The 14,628-nt window shown below is 65.1% G+C and carries 11 protein-coding genes; 4 read left to right on the forward strand and 7 right to left on the reverse strand.

What is annotated here, in order from left to right; genetic code table 11:
• The first annotated feature begins 13 nt into the window (after positions 1–13).
• The gene (rbsB, locus tag QRN34_RS07710) at positions 14–949 is read left to right on the forward strand and encodes a ribose ABC transporter substrate-binding protein RbsB (protein WP_285403427.1); all 936 of its coding nucleotides are present in this window, start codon (positions 14–16) and stop codon (positions 947–949) included.
• Between the two features lie 163 nt (positions 950–1,112).
• Here the strand turns inward: rbsB and QRN34_RS07715 are convergent, their stop codons facing one another.
• The 3 genes from QRN34_RS07715 to QRN34_RS07725 all read right to left on the reverse strand — a co-directional run bounded on the left by QRN34_RS07715 (position 1,113) and on the right by QRN34_RS07725 (position 5,306).
• A complete protein-coding gene (locus QRN34_RS07715; RefSeq protein WP_185754227.1) occupies positions 1,113–1,481 on the reverse strand; it encodes a hypothetical protein in 369 nt (122 codons plus the stop codon).
• A 40-nt stretch (positions 1,482–1,521) separates the two neighbouring features.
• Positions 1,522–2,328 carry an RHS repeat-associated core domain-containing protein gene (locus tag QRN34_RS07720; protein ID WP_285403428.1) on the reverse strand — a complete coding sequence of 269 codons (807 nt, stop codon included), beginning with the start codon at positions 2,326–2,328 and terminating at the stop codon, positions 1,522–1,524.
• Positions 2,329–2,579: 251 nt separating this feature from the next.
• Complete coding sequence (locus QRN34_RS07725) at positions 2,580–5,306, reverse strand: DNA translocase FtsK (protein WP_285403429.1); 2,727 nt, start codon at positions 5,304–5,306, stop codon at positions 2,580–2,582.
• 225 nt (positions 5,307–5,531) lie between these two features.
• On the opposite strand from QRN34_RS07725, the gene QRN34_RS07730 reads away from it, so the two are divergent.
• The gene (locus tag QRN34_RS07730) at positions 5,532–6,776 is read left to right on the forward strand and encodes a PQQ-dependent sugar dehydrogenase (RefSeq protein ID WP_285403430.1); all 1,245 of its coding nucleotides are present in this window, start codon (positions 5,532–5,534) and stop codon (positions 6,774–6,776) included.
• A 54-nt stretch (positions 6,777–6,830) separates the two neighbouring features.
• On the opposite strand, the gene QRN34_RS07735 is transcribed toward QRN34_RS07730, so the two are convergent.
• Positions 6,831–7,625, reverse strand: a complete 795-nt coding sequence (locus QRN34_RS07735; protein WP_285403431.1) for an SDR family NAD(P)-dependent oxidoreductase — start codon at positions 7,623–7,625, stop codon at positions 6,831–6,833.
• Between the two features lie 134 nt (positions 7,626–7,759).
• Between QRN34_RS07735 and QRN34_RS07740 the strand changes: the two genes are divergently transcribed.
• Entirely contained in the window at positions 7,760–8,149 is a 390-nt protein-coding gene (locus QRN34_RS07740) for a helix-turn-helix domain-containing protein (RefSeq protein WP_285403432.1), read from the forward strand.
• Between the two features lie 18 nt (positions 8,150–8,167).
• Here the strand turns inward: QRN34_RS07740 and QRN34_RS07745 are convergent, their stop codons facing one another.
• The 3 genes from QRN34_RS07745 to QRN34_RS07755 all read right to left on the reverse strand — a co-directional run bounded on the left by QRN34_RS07745 (position 8,168) and on the right by QRN34_RS07755 (position 13,610).
• Positions 8,168–9,349: an MBL fold metallo-hydrolase gene (locus tag QRN34_RS07745; protein ID WP_285403433.1), complete on the reverse strand. Its 1,182-nt coding sequence runs from the start codon at positions 9,347–9,349 to the stop codon at positions 8,168–8,170.
• Positions 9,346–12,483 (reverse strand): AAA domain-containing protein, encoded by a 3,138-nt coding sequence (locus tag QRN34_RS07750; protein WP_285403434.1) that lies wholly within the window; start codon positions 12,481–12,483, stop codon positions 9,346–9,348. The genes QRN34_RS07745 and QRN34_RS07750 overlap by 4 nt, the downstream gene beginning before the upstream one ends.
• A 74-nt stretch (positions 12,484–12,557) precedes the next feature.
• Positions 12,558–13,610 (reverse strand): NAD(P)-dependent alcohol dehydrogenase, encoded by a 1,053-nt coding sequence (locus QRN34_RS07755; protein ID WP_285403435.1) that lies wholly within the window; start codon positions 13,608–13,610, stop codon positions 12,558–12,560.
• Positions 13,611–13,716: 106 nt separating this feature from the next.
• On the opposite strand from QRN34_RS07755, the gene QRN34_RS07760 reads away from it, so the two are divergent.
• Positions 13,717–14,625 (forward strand): LysR family transcriptional regulator, encoded by a 909-nt coding sequence (locus QRN34_RS07760; protein ID WP_036138689.1) that lies wholly within the window; start codon positions 13,717–13,719, stop codon positions 14,623–14,625.
• Positions 14,626–14,628: the final 3 nt, after the last annotated feature.

Raw genomic sequence — 14,628 nt, forward strand, 5'->3', positions numbered from 1 at the left:
GAGGACACACACCATGCGCAAGCTCACTTTCTTCGCAGCGGCCGCGGCCACGCTGCTCGCCGCCTGCTCCCAGCAAGGTCCCGGTGAATCCGCACCCGCCGCGGCGTCCACGGCCGGCGGTGCCGCGCCTTCGGGCACGCCCGTGGTCGGCCTCGCGTTGTCGACGCAGAACAACCCGTTCTTCGTCGAACTGAAGAACGGCGCCGAGAAAGCCGCCAAGGACGCCGGCGTGCAGCTGGTGGTCGTCGACGCGCAGGACGATCCGGCCCGGCAGATCTCGTCGGTGGAAGACCTGATCCAGAAGCGCGTCTCGGTCATCCTGCTCAACCCGACCGATTCCTCCGCACTGGCCGGTGCCGTGCAGTCCGCACAGCGCGCCAACATCCCGGTGGTGACGCTGGACCGTGGCGTCGACGGCGCCGAAGTCGCGTCGCACATCGCGTCCGACAACATCGCTGGCGGCAAGATGGCGGCCGACTACCTGGCCAAGGCGCTGAACGGCAAGGGCAACATCATCGAACTGCAGGGCGTGGCCGGCACCTCGGCGGCACGTGAACGCGGCAAGGGCTTCGACGACGAGGTGGCCACCACGGGCATGAAGATCGTCGCGCAGCAGCCGGCCAACTTCGACCGTGCGCAGGGCCTCTCGGTCAGCGAGAACCTCCTGCAGGGCAACAGCGACGTCCAGGCGATCTTCGCCCAGAACGACGAGATGGCCCTCGGCGCGGTGCAGGCGCTGGCCGGCAAGAACAAGAAGGTGCTGGTGGTCGGCTTCGACGGCACGCCGGACGGCAAGACCGCCGTGCAGAACGGCAGCATGGCCGCCACGGTGGCGCAGCAGCCGGAAGAGATCGGCAAGCTCGGCGTGGAAACCGCGAAGAAGCTCATCGACAAGCAGTCGGTGGAGAAGTCCATCGCGGTGCCGCTGAAGCTCCTCACCAAGGAATAAGCGCAACGAGCACGTGACATAAAAAGGCCGGGCCATCCCAAGATGCCCGGCCTTTTTCATGTAGGAGCCCACGATGTGGGCGATCCACATAACGTCATGGATGAAATGTTATCGCAGTTTTATCGGTTCCTCTTTTGCTCCGCAACTATGATCCGTTACACTACTACGGCTCTACGTTGCACATGGAAAAGCGCACGGGAGCGCCAAGCCTGGACAGGGCATCAAGTGCCTCGGGCGACAGCTCGCATTCGATGGATGAACCCAACGTTCCGTTTGCGACCGTCTGGGCCATAAACACGTCGACGAATGCCTCGTCCACATTTTTCAGCTCGCCGGGACGTACATTGCTCTTAATTTGCTGAAGCAAGGCAAGGAGCTCATTACTCACGTCAGCATGACGAGACTTTCGAGCCAACTGCCACGTTGTAGTGTTGTAAACAGGCGCATCGGGAGCACGTGTCCGCGGTGTGCCACGCAGGGTTGCTTTAGACGCGGCTGCCCCTAATGCAAGCGATACGTCGTCGATGCTCATCGTTCTTCCGCTTATGTACAACGACACCTCGAGCAAGACTTCAGTCGCCAAGGTTTCCATAGACCTCTCCTTCAGGATCGTAGACCTCGCCAGTATCTGGATTGACACCCCAGTCGGCTTTACCTCCACCGTGTGTACCGTCGCTCTGCTTTATTCCATGAAAACGACGACGCCCTTCAGCCGTACCTAGCCCACTACGTCGACCCCATTCCTCGGCACCCTTGTCCGCAGGCCAGACGCCCGGAGGCAGGTTAAATACAAGCGGAGAAACACTTGTACCGCAGCTGATTGATCCGTAGCAGCTATGGTGATCGAAGGCCCATTCGTTAAACGTGTTCGAGTCGACGAAGAACAACCCAGCTACGGCAACTTGAGCAACAATCATTGGTACGGGTATCACGGGTGCTCGCGGAACTGTCCTCGTAGCCCTAGGAAGGGTAACTGTTACTGGGACTACCGGAAGCTGAGTCACGCTTTTAGGAGCAGATGGCGAATCGCTTCCGCTAGGTGGCGATGTGTCTGAGCATTTCGAGTCGCCATTCTGACCCTGTGCCGTACAGTCATCCTTGCCATCCGGATCAACGTTGCTGATCGGGTTGTTAGATGCGTATGCAAAACGATTAAACGAAAATATATCGCCAGGTGTTGGCTTGAAAGGATCTACGCTAACGAAGCGTCCAACGACGACATCGTCGTATCGAGCCTGCATATACGACAAACCAGTATCGTAATCAGAAAAGTGACCCGCGAAGCCAACACCTTTTAGTACGTCTTCCGCTTTAGCCGATTGTCCGTAGGGTCGATAATCTGACCACGTCAGGATATTGCCGTGCTCATCGGTAGTCATAAGCACGTTACCGTTAGGATCAGTAAAATAATATGTGATTACGGGTTCCGCAGCGATACAAATTGAGCTAACCAGATGGGTGGAAAAAATGAGTAGCAGCGCCCGTGCCAGACGCACGGTACGCCCCGCAGTGGCTCTCTCTTTTTCAAGGCAATCCCCCTAAGCCGCAAACCGCAGCTAATCGGATTCAGCCATCAAGTCTTGATCGTGTCAACACCATAAAAAGCACGAAGACCAGGGTCAACCTTTTATCATTCCTGCGGCACGGGAGCGATCACCTCGCGCTGGCCGTTGATGCCCATCGATGAAACCAGTCCGGCGGCTTCCATCGCTTCAACCAGTCGCGCCGCGCGGTTGTAGCCGATGCGGAACTGGCGCTGCACGAACGAGATCGACGCGCGGCGTGAGCGCAGCACGAAGGCGGCGGCTTCGTCGTAGAGCGGGTCCAGTTCGGCATCGATGCCGTCGTCGCCGGGCTCGCCCTCGATCGCTTCGCTGGGCGGACCGGCGAGGATTTCGTCCTTGTAGTCGGGCTCACCGAACTGCTTCAGCCAGGCCACGATGCGATGCACTTCCTCGTCGGCGACGAAGGCGCCGTGGATGCGCTGCGGATATCCCGACCCCGGCGGCAGGAACAGCATGTCGCCGGCACCGAGCAGGCTTTCGGCACCCATCTGGTCGAGGATGGTGCGCGAGTCGATTTTCGACGACACCTGGAAGGCGACGCGCGTTGGGATGTTCGCCTTGATAAGGCCCGTGATGACATCCACCGACGGACGCTGCGTGGCGAGGATCAGGTGGATACCGGCGGCGCGCGCCTTCTGCGCCAGGCGCGCAATCAGTTCCTCGATCTTCTTGCCGGCCACCATCATCAGGTCGGCCAGCTCGTCGATGACGACGACGATCATCGGCATCGTGTCGAGATGCTCGGGCACTTCCGGATGCGCCGGGAACGGATTGAACAGCGGCTTGCCGGCCGCACGCGCTTCGCGGACCTTCTGGTTGAAGCCGGCCAGGTTGCGCACGCGGAGGTCGGACATCACCTTGTAGCGGTTTTCCATCTCGGCCACGCACCAGTTCAACGCGTTGGCGGCCAGCTTCATGTCGGTGACCACGGGCGCCAGCAGATGCGGGATACCTTCGTACACCGACAGCTCGAGCATCTTCGGGTCGATCATGATCATGCGGACGTCTTCGGGCGTGGCCTTGTAAAGCATCGACAGGATCATGGCGTTGACCGCCACCGACTTGCCCGAGCCCGTGGTGCCCGCGACGAGCATGTGCGGCGCCTTGGCCAGGTCCGCCACCACCGGCTCGCCGGTGATGCCCTTGCCCATCGCCAGCGTCAGCAGCGAATCCGAGTCGCGGTATTCGCGGGAATCCAGGATCTCGGACAGCGCGATCATCTGGCGCTGCTCGTTCGGCAGCTCCAGGCCCATGCAGGTCTTGCCGGGGATGGTCTCGACCACGCGGATGGTGGTGCGACCCAGGCCACGCGCGAGGTCTTTCATCAACGCGACGATCTGGTTGCCACGCACGCCGACGGCGGGCTCCACTTCGTAACGCGTGATGACAGGCCCCGCCGAAGCACCGACCACCTGCACCGGCACCTTGAACTCGCGCAGGCGTTGCTCGATCAGGTCACCGGTGTCGGTCAGTTCCTGCTCGGATACCGACAACACGTCGTGCGCGGCGGCGGCGAGCAGGGTCAATGGCGGAATGCCTACCGCGCTTGCCTGGGCGGCGGCACGCAGCGGCTTCACCGGCGAGAGGGTGACCGTGGTGACATGGGCAGGCTCGGCCGGCACTTCGTCGTTCGCCGCGATGGCGAAGCGGGACACCGGTGCCACGGAGGGCGGAACCGGGGACGCGTTCGCGGGTGTCCGTTCGGTGATCGGAGGCTCGGCGGGGGCTGGCGTGGCGACGACCGGCTCGACGATGGCCGACGCGTACTCGTCGGCGGGCGGCGCATCCGGGACGTCGAAGGGGTCGGTGGTGGTGGCCTCATGCAGGCGTTGCCTGCCGGGTGCCGTGCGCTGCGACGGCGGCAGGAAGGCCTGGCTTTCCATCGGTCGACGGCGGCCGATCAGGGCCGGCATCGTGATGGTCACGGCGTCCGGCGCGATGTCGGGCGCAGGCGAGGGGGTGGGCGTCGGGAGGGGAGCGAGCGAGGATACCTGGGCCGGGACAGCGGTCGAATCACGTGCAAGGGTCGAGGCGGGCGTCGCCGAGGGCATCGGTGACGATGGCGGTTCGACGCTGCTTTCTGCGGCAGCATGGGCGCGAGGCGCCAGCCAGGGCTCGCTGATGACGGTGTCGGGGCGCATCCGGTGACGCGGCGGCACGGGCGTGGTGGTGGACGACCGCACGCGGGAGGCACGCAACGGCTCGCCGCGGACGGTGCCGGTGGTCACGTCCGATGCCACGGGCGTGGTCGACGTCGAGGGTTTGGCGACAGGCGCACGCGAGGGAGCAGCCGCCGCGCGACGGCGTGCCGGTGCCCGATCCGCGCGGCGTACGGCCGCGGCGGGACGTCGACCGGTGGCCCGCGCCGCCGAGCGGGTAAACAGGCGGCGGGAGCCCTCGATCGCCAGCGCGCCGACGGGCTCGATCAGGCCGTTCATGCGGGCGAGTGCAGCCGACCAACCGACACCCAGGTACCACGGCAAGGCCACGATCATCACGGCCAGGGCGATGGCCGCCGCGAGCGCGCCGCCCGGGAACGTGCCGAACGCGGCACCCAGCCAGCGACACACGGCGCCACCGACAGTCGGATCGTCGGTGTAGTGGGCGATGACGATGCCCTCCAGCGTGGTGCTGGCCAGGAGGACAAGGATGAAGCCGGTCCAGAAGCGAATCGCCCCGGGCCCGGTGGTGGGCGGCGTGCGCCGCCGGATCAGCGCCGCGGCGACGCGCCAGAGCAGGGGAAGCAGCCAGAGGGTGGACAGCCCGAAGGCGCCGAACACGAGAGAAAGCATGCCTAACCGCAAAGATACCGAGCGAGCCCCGTAGTTTAGCCGGCATTCGTGTGAAAACACGCGCAAACGTCGCGTAAGCCGCTGGCAGCATTCACAAGCAGGGTCGGACGCGATGGGAATATGCGAAGCAGTCGCGACTTCCGGCAACCGGGCCGGTTTTGGGCCGTCGTGGGCGTAGCGCCGGGCGTAGCTTCTTGCGACCACTCCCCCACGAGGTTCCCCGTCATGCGTCGTTCGCCCTTGCTGACCGTCCTGCTTGCAGGGACATGCATCGCCCCGTGTGCCTTCGCCCAGACCTCCACGTCGTACAACGCCCGCGTGTCCGGTGCGCAGACCGAACCCCCCGCGCCGTTCGTCATCAGGGATATCGCCCCGTTCGACAATCCCTGGGGACTCGACTTCCTTCCGGACGGGCGCGTCGTCGTCACCGAGAAGAGCGACCACCTGTATATCGTGGACGCCAGCGGTGCCAAGCGGGCCGTGACCGGCGTACCTACGTCCGTCGGCGCGAACGGCGGCGGCGGACAGAGCGGCTTCCACGACGTGGCCGTGCCGGCGACCTATGCCTCGGACCACGTGTTGTGGTTCAGCTATGTCGCGAGGGCGGCAGACGGTCGCAACCACCTCACCCTGGCCAAGGCCCGGGTCGTCGAGTCGGGCACCACGGCCCAGCTCGCCGACGTCACGACGGTATGGCAGGAACCCTCCAGCTACTCCGTGCGTGGCCAGCCGGGAGCCCGCATCGCCTTCGCGCCGGACGGGCAGCATGTGTTCCTCTCCGTCGGCGACGGTGACGTGCCCGACCAGAACCAGGATCGGGGCTTCACCGCGCAGCTGCCGGACAGCGGCCTGGGCAAGATCATCCGCCTGAACCTGGACGGCAGCACGCCCGCCGACAACCCGCATGCCGCTCAGGGCGGCGTGGCCGGACAGATCTGGGCGAGCGGCTTCCGCAATCCCTACGGCCTGGCTTTCAGCGAGGACGGCAAGCTGTGGGAAACCGAGATGGGCCCGTCGTCCGGTGACGAGTTCAACCAGATCGTGAAGGGCGGCAACTACGGCTGGCCGCTGGTGAGCAACGGCAACCACTACGGCAGCGACGCGTACATGCCGGGTCAGCCTTACCCCCGGCACGATACGGCGCCGCAGTTCGTGCGGCCAGCCGCCTACTGGGGTTGGTTCCCGACCACGAACTCGATGTCGCCCTCGGGCCTGGCCTTCTACAAGGGCGCACTGTTCCCGCAGTGGCAGGGCTCGGCGTTGCTCGGGTCCACGTCGTCGATCGCGCTCTACCGGGTGATCCTGGACAGCACCAGCAACGTGACGGGCGTGGAGCGCTACGGACGCGACGCGGCGGGTGTGTATACCGGCAGCGTGCGCGCGCTCAAGGTGAACCCGGCCGACGGCAGCATCTGGTACGTCCGCGGCGGTGGGGATGGCATGCTGCGGAAGATCATTCCGAAGCCGTAACCCATCATGGCCGGTACAGGCACGCGCAACTGGCGCGCGCCTGTACCGATGCGATCACGCGCGGTAGCGCGGCGCCACGTCCTTGCGTGACAGGTTCGGGGCCATGGCAGCGCGAGCAGCCTCGAAAGCCTCGTACAGGCCCTCGTCGTGCAGCGGCGGGATGGTCACCACCTCGCCACGGTCGTAGCCCTGCAGCGCGGCGTCGACCAGGTCGGCCGTGTCCATCACCATGCCCGGCATCAACGCGTCGATATCCTTGCCGGCGTTTTCCCAGATCTCGGAGCGGGTGGCGCCCGGAAGTACAGCTTGCACGCGCACGCCGCGATCCTTCAACTGCACGGCAAGGCTCCGGCTGATGTTCAGCAGGTGGGCCTTGGAGCCGCTGTAGATGCCGTCGAACATTTCTGGCGCGAAGGCGAGCACCGAAGCGACGTTGACGATGCCGGCGTTCGTGCGTGCGACGAAGGCCTTGGCAGCCGCCGCAGCGAGCAGGGTGGGCGCGGTGATGTTGATGGCGATCAGCTTTGCGATGGCCTCGCTGTCGTTGTCGAGGAAGCTGCCGTCCAGCGAGATGCCGGCGTTGTTCACCAGCAGGGTGATCGAGGCATCGTCGGTCAGTCGCTTCTCGACCCTGGCGACGTCGGTGCGATCGCCCAGGTCGGCCTTGAGGGTCTCGACCCGGCGGCCGGTGGCGGCGGTGATTTTCGACGCCAGTGCATCGAGGCGGTCGAGCCGACGGGCGACCAGCAGGAGATCGTAGCCTCGCGCGGCAAGCCGCTCCGCGTACACCTCGCCGATGCCCGACGATGCGCCGGTGACCAGCGCCGTGCCTTTGTTTTCGTGACTCATGGGGAACTCCGTACGGTAGATTGCAATACGATAGTGACTGCGTTGCCGTACGATAGTGACGTTGGTATCATAATGCAATGGACATCGACAGACTTTCTTCAGGGCCGTGCGCCATCGCTCGCGGACTCGCTCTCGTGGGCGATACGTGGAGCGTGCTTATCCTGCGCGACGCCAGCCGCGGCATGACCCAGTTCGACCAGTTCCGCACCAGCCTGGGCATTGCGCCGAACATCCTTTCGCGCCGCCTGAAAGCGCTGACCGAGGCTGGCGTGCTGGCAAAGCGGCGCTATAGCGAGCGTCCGCCTCGCGACGAATACGTGCTGACCGAGGCGGGTCGCGAGTTCCTGCCGATCATGGCGGCGCTGGGCGAATGGGGGCGTCGCCACAACGGCGGTGGTGCGGCGCTGTCGCAGCTGGTGGCCGACGACACGGGCGAACCGGTGCGGGCGGTGGTGGTCGATGCAGCCAGCGGTAAGCGACTGGACCAGGTGCCGATGCACCTGGTCATGCCGCTGGGATCCTGAAAGAAGCCTTGCCCCGCGCTAGGGGCAGACCGGCACGTCGAACAGGTCGCGCGGGTCGCCCTTGCGCGACGCGACGATCGGGTGCTGCGCGGCCGTGAACCATGGTTCCTTCGGCCACCAGCGTGGTATCGACGGATGCGTGGTCGGTTCCACCGCCTGCCCCGGCTCGGGAATCAGCACGTCGGCCTTGCTGCACCGTGCCGCCGCGAGGATACGCTCCGCCGGCTCGGTCCAGCCATGGTGCGCCAGCTTCAGCAGACCCCAATGCACGGGGATCAACACCTTGCCGCGTACATCCTCGTGCACTCTCATCGCCTGCTCGGGGCCGAGGTGCCAGTCGGGCCATTGAGCGTCGTACTGGCCATCTTCGATCATCGTCACGTCGAACGGACCGAGGCGATGACCCACGTCGGCGAATGTGTCGTTCATGCCCGTGTCGCCGGAGTAGAACGCACGATGCGTGGGGCCGATCAGGGCGTAACCGGTCCACAAGGTCGCGTCGCTGTGCGCCTCCAGGCGCCCGGACGCATGCCGCGAGGGCGTGGACACGATGCGCAACGTGCCGACGCTCGCTTCCTGCCACCAGTCGAGTTCGGTGATCCGATCGTTGGGCACGCCCCAGTCTCGCAGATGCGCACCGATGCCCAGGGGCACGACGAAACGGACACCGCGTGCGTTGAATGCCTGCACGGAGGCGCGATCGAGGTGGTCGTAGTGATCGTGGGAGACGATCACGACATCGACGTGTGGCAGATGATCGATCGATACCGGGGGCTCGTACCAGCGCTTCGGGCCCAGCCACGGGAAGGGTGACGCGCGTTCGCTCCAGAACGGATCGACGATGACGTTCACTCCGTCGATCTCTACCAGCATGGAGGAATGACCGAACCAGGTGACGCGCAAGCCGCTCGCGGGCGGCTTGGCGTATAGGACCGATGAGTCCTTCGTCGGCACGGGCACATCGGGTTCCTCACCGGGCTTCGACTGCAGGATCTGCCAGATGCCACCCTTGAGGTTCATGTACATCGCATCGGGATTGGCGAACGCCTCGCCATGCCACTGGGGCGAACGTGCTCCGGCGAGGTCGGGGCTGTGACGTGGCCACGCGCCGATGTTTGGCAACGCACTGACGGCAACGAAGGCAGCGAGGACGACGATCAACCCCAGGAACAGGGCAAGGTACGAAAGAAGACGCTTCACGCGATGTCCGTCGTCGGGTCGAGGGAGGGAAGCAGATCGACCACCTCGTGGAAAAGGCTGCGCGAACACCAGTCGGCGCGATCGCCGATGATGTACAGACGTCGCTTCGCGCGGGTCGCCGCAACGTTGAGCAGGTTCGGCTCGGAAACGGCCCAGTCGCGCGCCCCCGGCGCATCGGATCGGCCACCGAGCACGATGATCACCACGCTGGACTCCTTACCCTGCATCGTATGGATCGTGCCGCCGACCATGGGCGCCCTGACGAAACGCCCGAGTTGCTCGCGAACATCCTTGAACGGCGTGATGACCGAGACATCGGCCGGTTGCACGCCTTCTGCAGCCAGCCGTTGCAGCAGGAACCGCAGGGCGTCTCCTTCGGCGGGCACCCAGTTGTCCCCCGACGGACCGCGTACGTCGATCCATCCCGTCGGCAGGCGCGCTGGCGTCTCGGTTTTCGGCGGCAACGTGCCGTAGACCATCGCCCCCTGGTAGGCGATGCGGTTGGAAAGCTCGAACATCGGCCGATCGCAGCGCCGGTGCACGACCAGCGGCAAGCCGACCCAGGTCTCCATGCCGGCCGGACCCAGTTGCCGACCCATGGGATTGGCCTCGTCCGCCAGGCCCTGCGCCGACAATTGCGCGGGAATCCAGTACGCATCCAGCGCGTAGGCGTTACGCATGTGCTCGAGCACGGAGCCCGGCACCGTGAGAACGGGCTTCAATTGCAGCGGATCACCCACCATGACGGCACGGCGGGCTCGCCACAGCGCGCCCACGGCCGCCTGCGGCGTGGCCTGCCCGGCTTCGTCGACCAGCAGCCAACCGATATCACCCGCCTCCAGTGTCCGGAAGGTGCGAGCAAACGAGGCGAAGGTGCTGCTGAGCACGGGCACGGCCATGAACAGTGTGGCCCATGCCGAACGAATCGCCTCCCGCGGCATGCCGCGGAACGTTCCGCCCGCGAGTATCGCCATGGCGAACTCCATGTTCGCCTGCATGCGTTTGGCTTCGATCTCGAAGAAGGTGCGTTGCAGCCGTAATGCCTCCATGAACACCTGCGCACGGGCCTTGCGCCAGCCCGGTATCTGCCAGGGCTCGGCCAGCTCGATGGCCTCGCCACGGCCGATGCCGTCGGTCTGCAGCCATGTCACCAGATGTGCCGCGTGGCAGCCGAGCGCAAGACCCAGCAATTCGGTGCGCTGGCGCTCACGCTCGACTTCGCTCTCGTCCAGCGCCGCCGTGCAGGACGCCACACGGGCCGCAGCATCCTGCACGACAGTGTGTGCCTGCCGCTGTCGCTGGTCGAACGCCGCCAGGTCGCCGTCCGCCAGGCGCAGGGCGCGCTGTTCGTGCTCGTGGATGGCCGACCAACGACGCCATGCCCCCCAGAGGGTCATCAGGTTGTCGAGGAAACCGGGGCGCGTTCGCTCATGCGCCGCCACGCGATCCATGCATGCCTGGATCGCGGCGCGGAGCGCGTCGCGACCGGCAGCTGCGCTGTGCATCTCACGCAGGGCATGACCATGCGCCGTCGTCGCTGCCGCGAGCGCGTCGCGGCATGACGCAACGTGTCGACGTGCCTCACCCAGGCGAGACAAACGATCGCCGAGCGAGGCGACATCGGCGATCATGGCGTGGGCCGACGTCACGGCGGCCTTGTAGCGCGTCACGGCCGTCGTCCACGTCGCCTGGCGCATCTCCGTCGTCCACGTGACGTCCGCTTTCAGCTTGAGCCATTCCTTGAATCCCACGGCTTTTTTCGGCGCGGCGGGCGTGTCGTCGCCGGCCGGTGGAGGTGGCAACTCGCCGGAGCCCCAATAGAAGCGATCGATGAAGTCGGTGCGGTTGCGTTTGGCACCCAGCTTTGCGGAGACCAGGCCCCATGCCGGTTTTCCTGCAAGCAGCCCGGCCAAGTCGCTGAAATGATCCTCTTCCCCGTCGAGCCAGGAGGCATCCACCTTGTCACGCTGCGGCAGTTCCATCGTCACGTTCTCGACGGCACCGTTGTTCGACGACGCGACCACGATCTCGTGTCCGAACAGGGCGTCCTTGAAGCGGTAGCAGTAACGTTTCTTCGTGCCGTCCTGGGTCGTCTCGACCTCGGTGCGCGGGTCGTTGACGAAAGCGTCCGAGGCACGGGGCAGGCCGGCCAATACGTCGGCGCGGTGTGTCACGGCCGCGGCGACGATGTCGCGCAGCATCGTGGTCTTTCCCGTGCCGGGTGGACCGTTGACGGACAGCAAGCCGACACCGTGCCGCAACTCACCGACAATACGGTTCACCGCCAGCTGCTGCGCATGCACGAGCCCACGGTGCTCCTCTGTCGGCCAGCATCCGGACGGATGACGTGACGGCAGGAGTTCACGGATCAGCCGTTCGGATACCGCGTCGTCGGTGACGTCGATGCGTCCTGCGCCGTCATGCCGTTTCAGGTAGGCGCGCAGCGGTTCGCTGGTCGTGCCATGTCCGATCTGCTCGGCAATGTCGGCCAGGTCGTCGAGGATGAAGCTGTTGAGCGGATCGTCGTTGGGCTTCCCGGCGTTCTTCGGGTCGATCACGGTAGAGAGCACGCGGTGACGCCGCGTGTCGTCCTCGAAGAAGGCCATGAGGCCGACCAGGGCGACGATACCGTCGTTGAGCCGCGCGAACGCGGCAGCATCGACTTCGCCATGGAAGCACTGCGTGGCAAGATCCGTCGCCGCTTTTTGCGCGACATCGAAGCCACGCTTCCACGGTTGCCCCGCGACGACGCGCCCCAGCATCCAGGCAGCGCTCGACAACACCAGGCTGTCGGGTACGAAACGTCCGTCGGCCGTGAAACGCACAGCAAAAAGTGCGATATCACGGTCCTGCGGCTCGCGATAGCCCTCTTCTTCCCCGAAGACATCGCGCAACACGGCGTCGAGTCGCGCACTGCGGAACCAATGCGCATAGACCAGGTGCGACCAGATCCGGCCTTCTTTTACCGGCTGCCGAGCGACCGGGCTGAGCGGATCCCATGGAAACGGCCCCCCGTCGTCCATGTCATGGATGTACGCCTGGTAGTCCTTGTCCCGGATCTTCAGATCGGGAATCGTCTGGGGCTGCAGCAGCTCGACGGCATGCCAGTAGCGGAGGAGGTCGGACGCATCCATTCAGGTTCCCTGTCGGTCTATCGCATGGCGATTATCCGACAGGTTACCCGCGCCGCGAGCGCTTCTTCGGTGGATCAGGCGGCCGGCATGGTCGCCATATCGATCACGAAGCGATAGCGCACGTCGTTCTTCGCCAGGCGCACATAGGTCTCGTTGATCGAGGCCATGTCGACCACCTCGATGTCGGACACGATGTTGTGCTCGGCGCAGAAATCCATCATCTCCTGCGTTTCGGCCATGCCGCCGATCGCGGAACCGGCGATGGTGCGGCGGGGCAGCATGAGGCTGCCACCGACCACGCCTTCCAGCGGGGTCAGCGCCCCCACCAGCACCATGGTGCCGTCGAGCCGCAGCAGGCTGGTGTACGGGTTGATGTCGTGCGACACCGGCACCGTATTGAGCAGGAAATCGAAGCTCGCGGCCTGCGCCGTCATGGCTTCGGCGTCGGTGGAGAGCAGCACCGCATCCGCACCGAGGCGCTTGGCATCCTCGCCCTTGGAGGCCGAGGTGGTGATCATGGTGACGTGCGCACCCAGCGCCTTGGCGAACTTCACGCCCATGTGGCCGAGGCCGCCGAGGCCGATCACGCCAACCTTCTGGCCCGGGCCGACGTTCCAGTGGCGCAACGGCGAATAGGTGGTGATGCCGGCGCACAGCAGCGGCGCGGTGGCCTTCAGGTCGAGCTTTTCGGAGATCTTCACCACGAAGCGCTCTTCGGTGACGATCTCGGTGGAATAGCCGCCCTGGGTCGGCGTGGTCCGGTCCTGCTCGGTGCCGTTGTAGGTAAAGCTGGTGTGGTTCAGGCAGTACTGCTCGAGACTCTTCTCGCAGGAATCGCACTCGCGGCAGGAATCGACCATGCAGCCCACGCCGGCGAAGTCGCCCACCTTGAACTTCTTCACCGCCGAACCGACGGCGACGACACGCCCGACGATTTCATGGCCCGGAACCATCGGGAACACGGAGTTGCCCCAGTCGCCCTTGGCCTGGTGAAGGTCCGAATGGCAGACACCGCTGTAGAGGATTTCGATGCGAACGTCGTGGTCGCCCGGCTCACGGCGCTGGAAGGTAAAGGGAACGAGGGGCGTGGTTGCGCTCTTGGCGGCATATCCGCGGACATCGATCATGGGGTCATCCTCATTCAGTGGAAAAAGCTGCGCAACGATAAACCCTCAACAATGAGCCCCGCCAGCGGGATTATCGGCATGTATCGTTGAGGTATCCTTGATAATCATGCGTCCTGATAATCTTTCCCACCTGGCCGCGTTTGCCGCAGTCGCCCGCCACGCCAGCTTCCGCAAGGCCGGCGCGGAGCTGACCCTGTCGACGTCCGCCATCAGCTACGCGATACGGGGGCTGGAGGAGCGGCTTGGCGTGGTGCTGTTCCATCGCACCACGCGGAGCGTCTCCCTGACAGAAGCCGGCCAGCGCCTGCTGGAACGGCTGGAGCCGGCCCTGATGGGCGTCAACGACGCGCTGGAGGAGATGAACAACTTTCGGGCGGCGCCCGCGGGCACCTTGCGGATCAACATGCCCCGGGTCACGGCGCAGCTGCTGCTGCCGCCCCTGTTGCCACGGTTCCTGGCCACTTATCCGGATATCCATTTCGAGGCCGTCGAGAACGATGGCCTGATCGATATCGTTGCGTCGGGCTTCGACGCAGGCATCCGCTTTTTCGAACAGGTACCCGAGGACATGATCGCGGTGCCGATCAGCGGTGTGCAGCGCGGCGCGGTGGTGGCCTCGCCGGACTATCTGGCCCGCCGCGGCACGCCGCTGGTGCCCGACGATCTTTTCCAGCACGACTGCATCCGTTTTCGTTTTCCCAGCGGGCGCATCTACAAGTGGGAGCTGGAGCAGGGCTCGACCAAGCTCGAACTGGATGTCCGCGGACGGGTCACGTTCGGCGATTTTCGCATCGCCCTGGACGCCGCGGTCGCTGGCATCGGGCTGACGCTGGTGCTGGACGACCAGGTGAAAGACCTGGTGGCCGACGGCCTGCTGGTGCGCGTGCTCGAGGACTGGTGTCCGCCGTATCCCGGCTTCATGCTGTATTACCCCCGCCAGCGGCGAGTCACCTCGGCACTGCGCGCGTTCATCGAGTTCATCCGCGATCACCCGCTTCCCGACACGGCGGCGTGAAGG

Source organism: Luteibacter sp. ME-Dv--P-043b (assembly GCF_030209605.1).
Taxonomy (GTDB): Bacteria; Pseudomonadota; Gammaproteobacteria; order Xanthomonadales; family Rhodanobacteraceae; genus Luteibacter.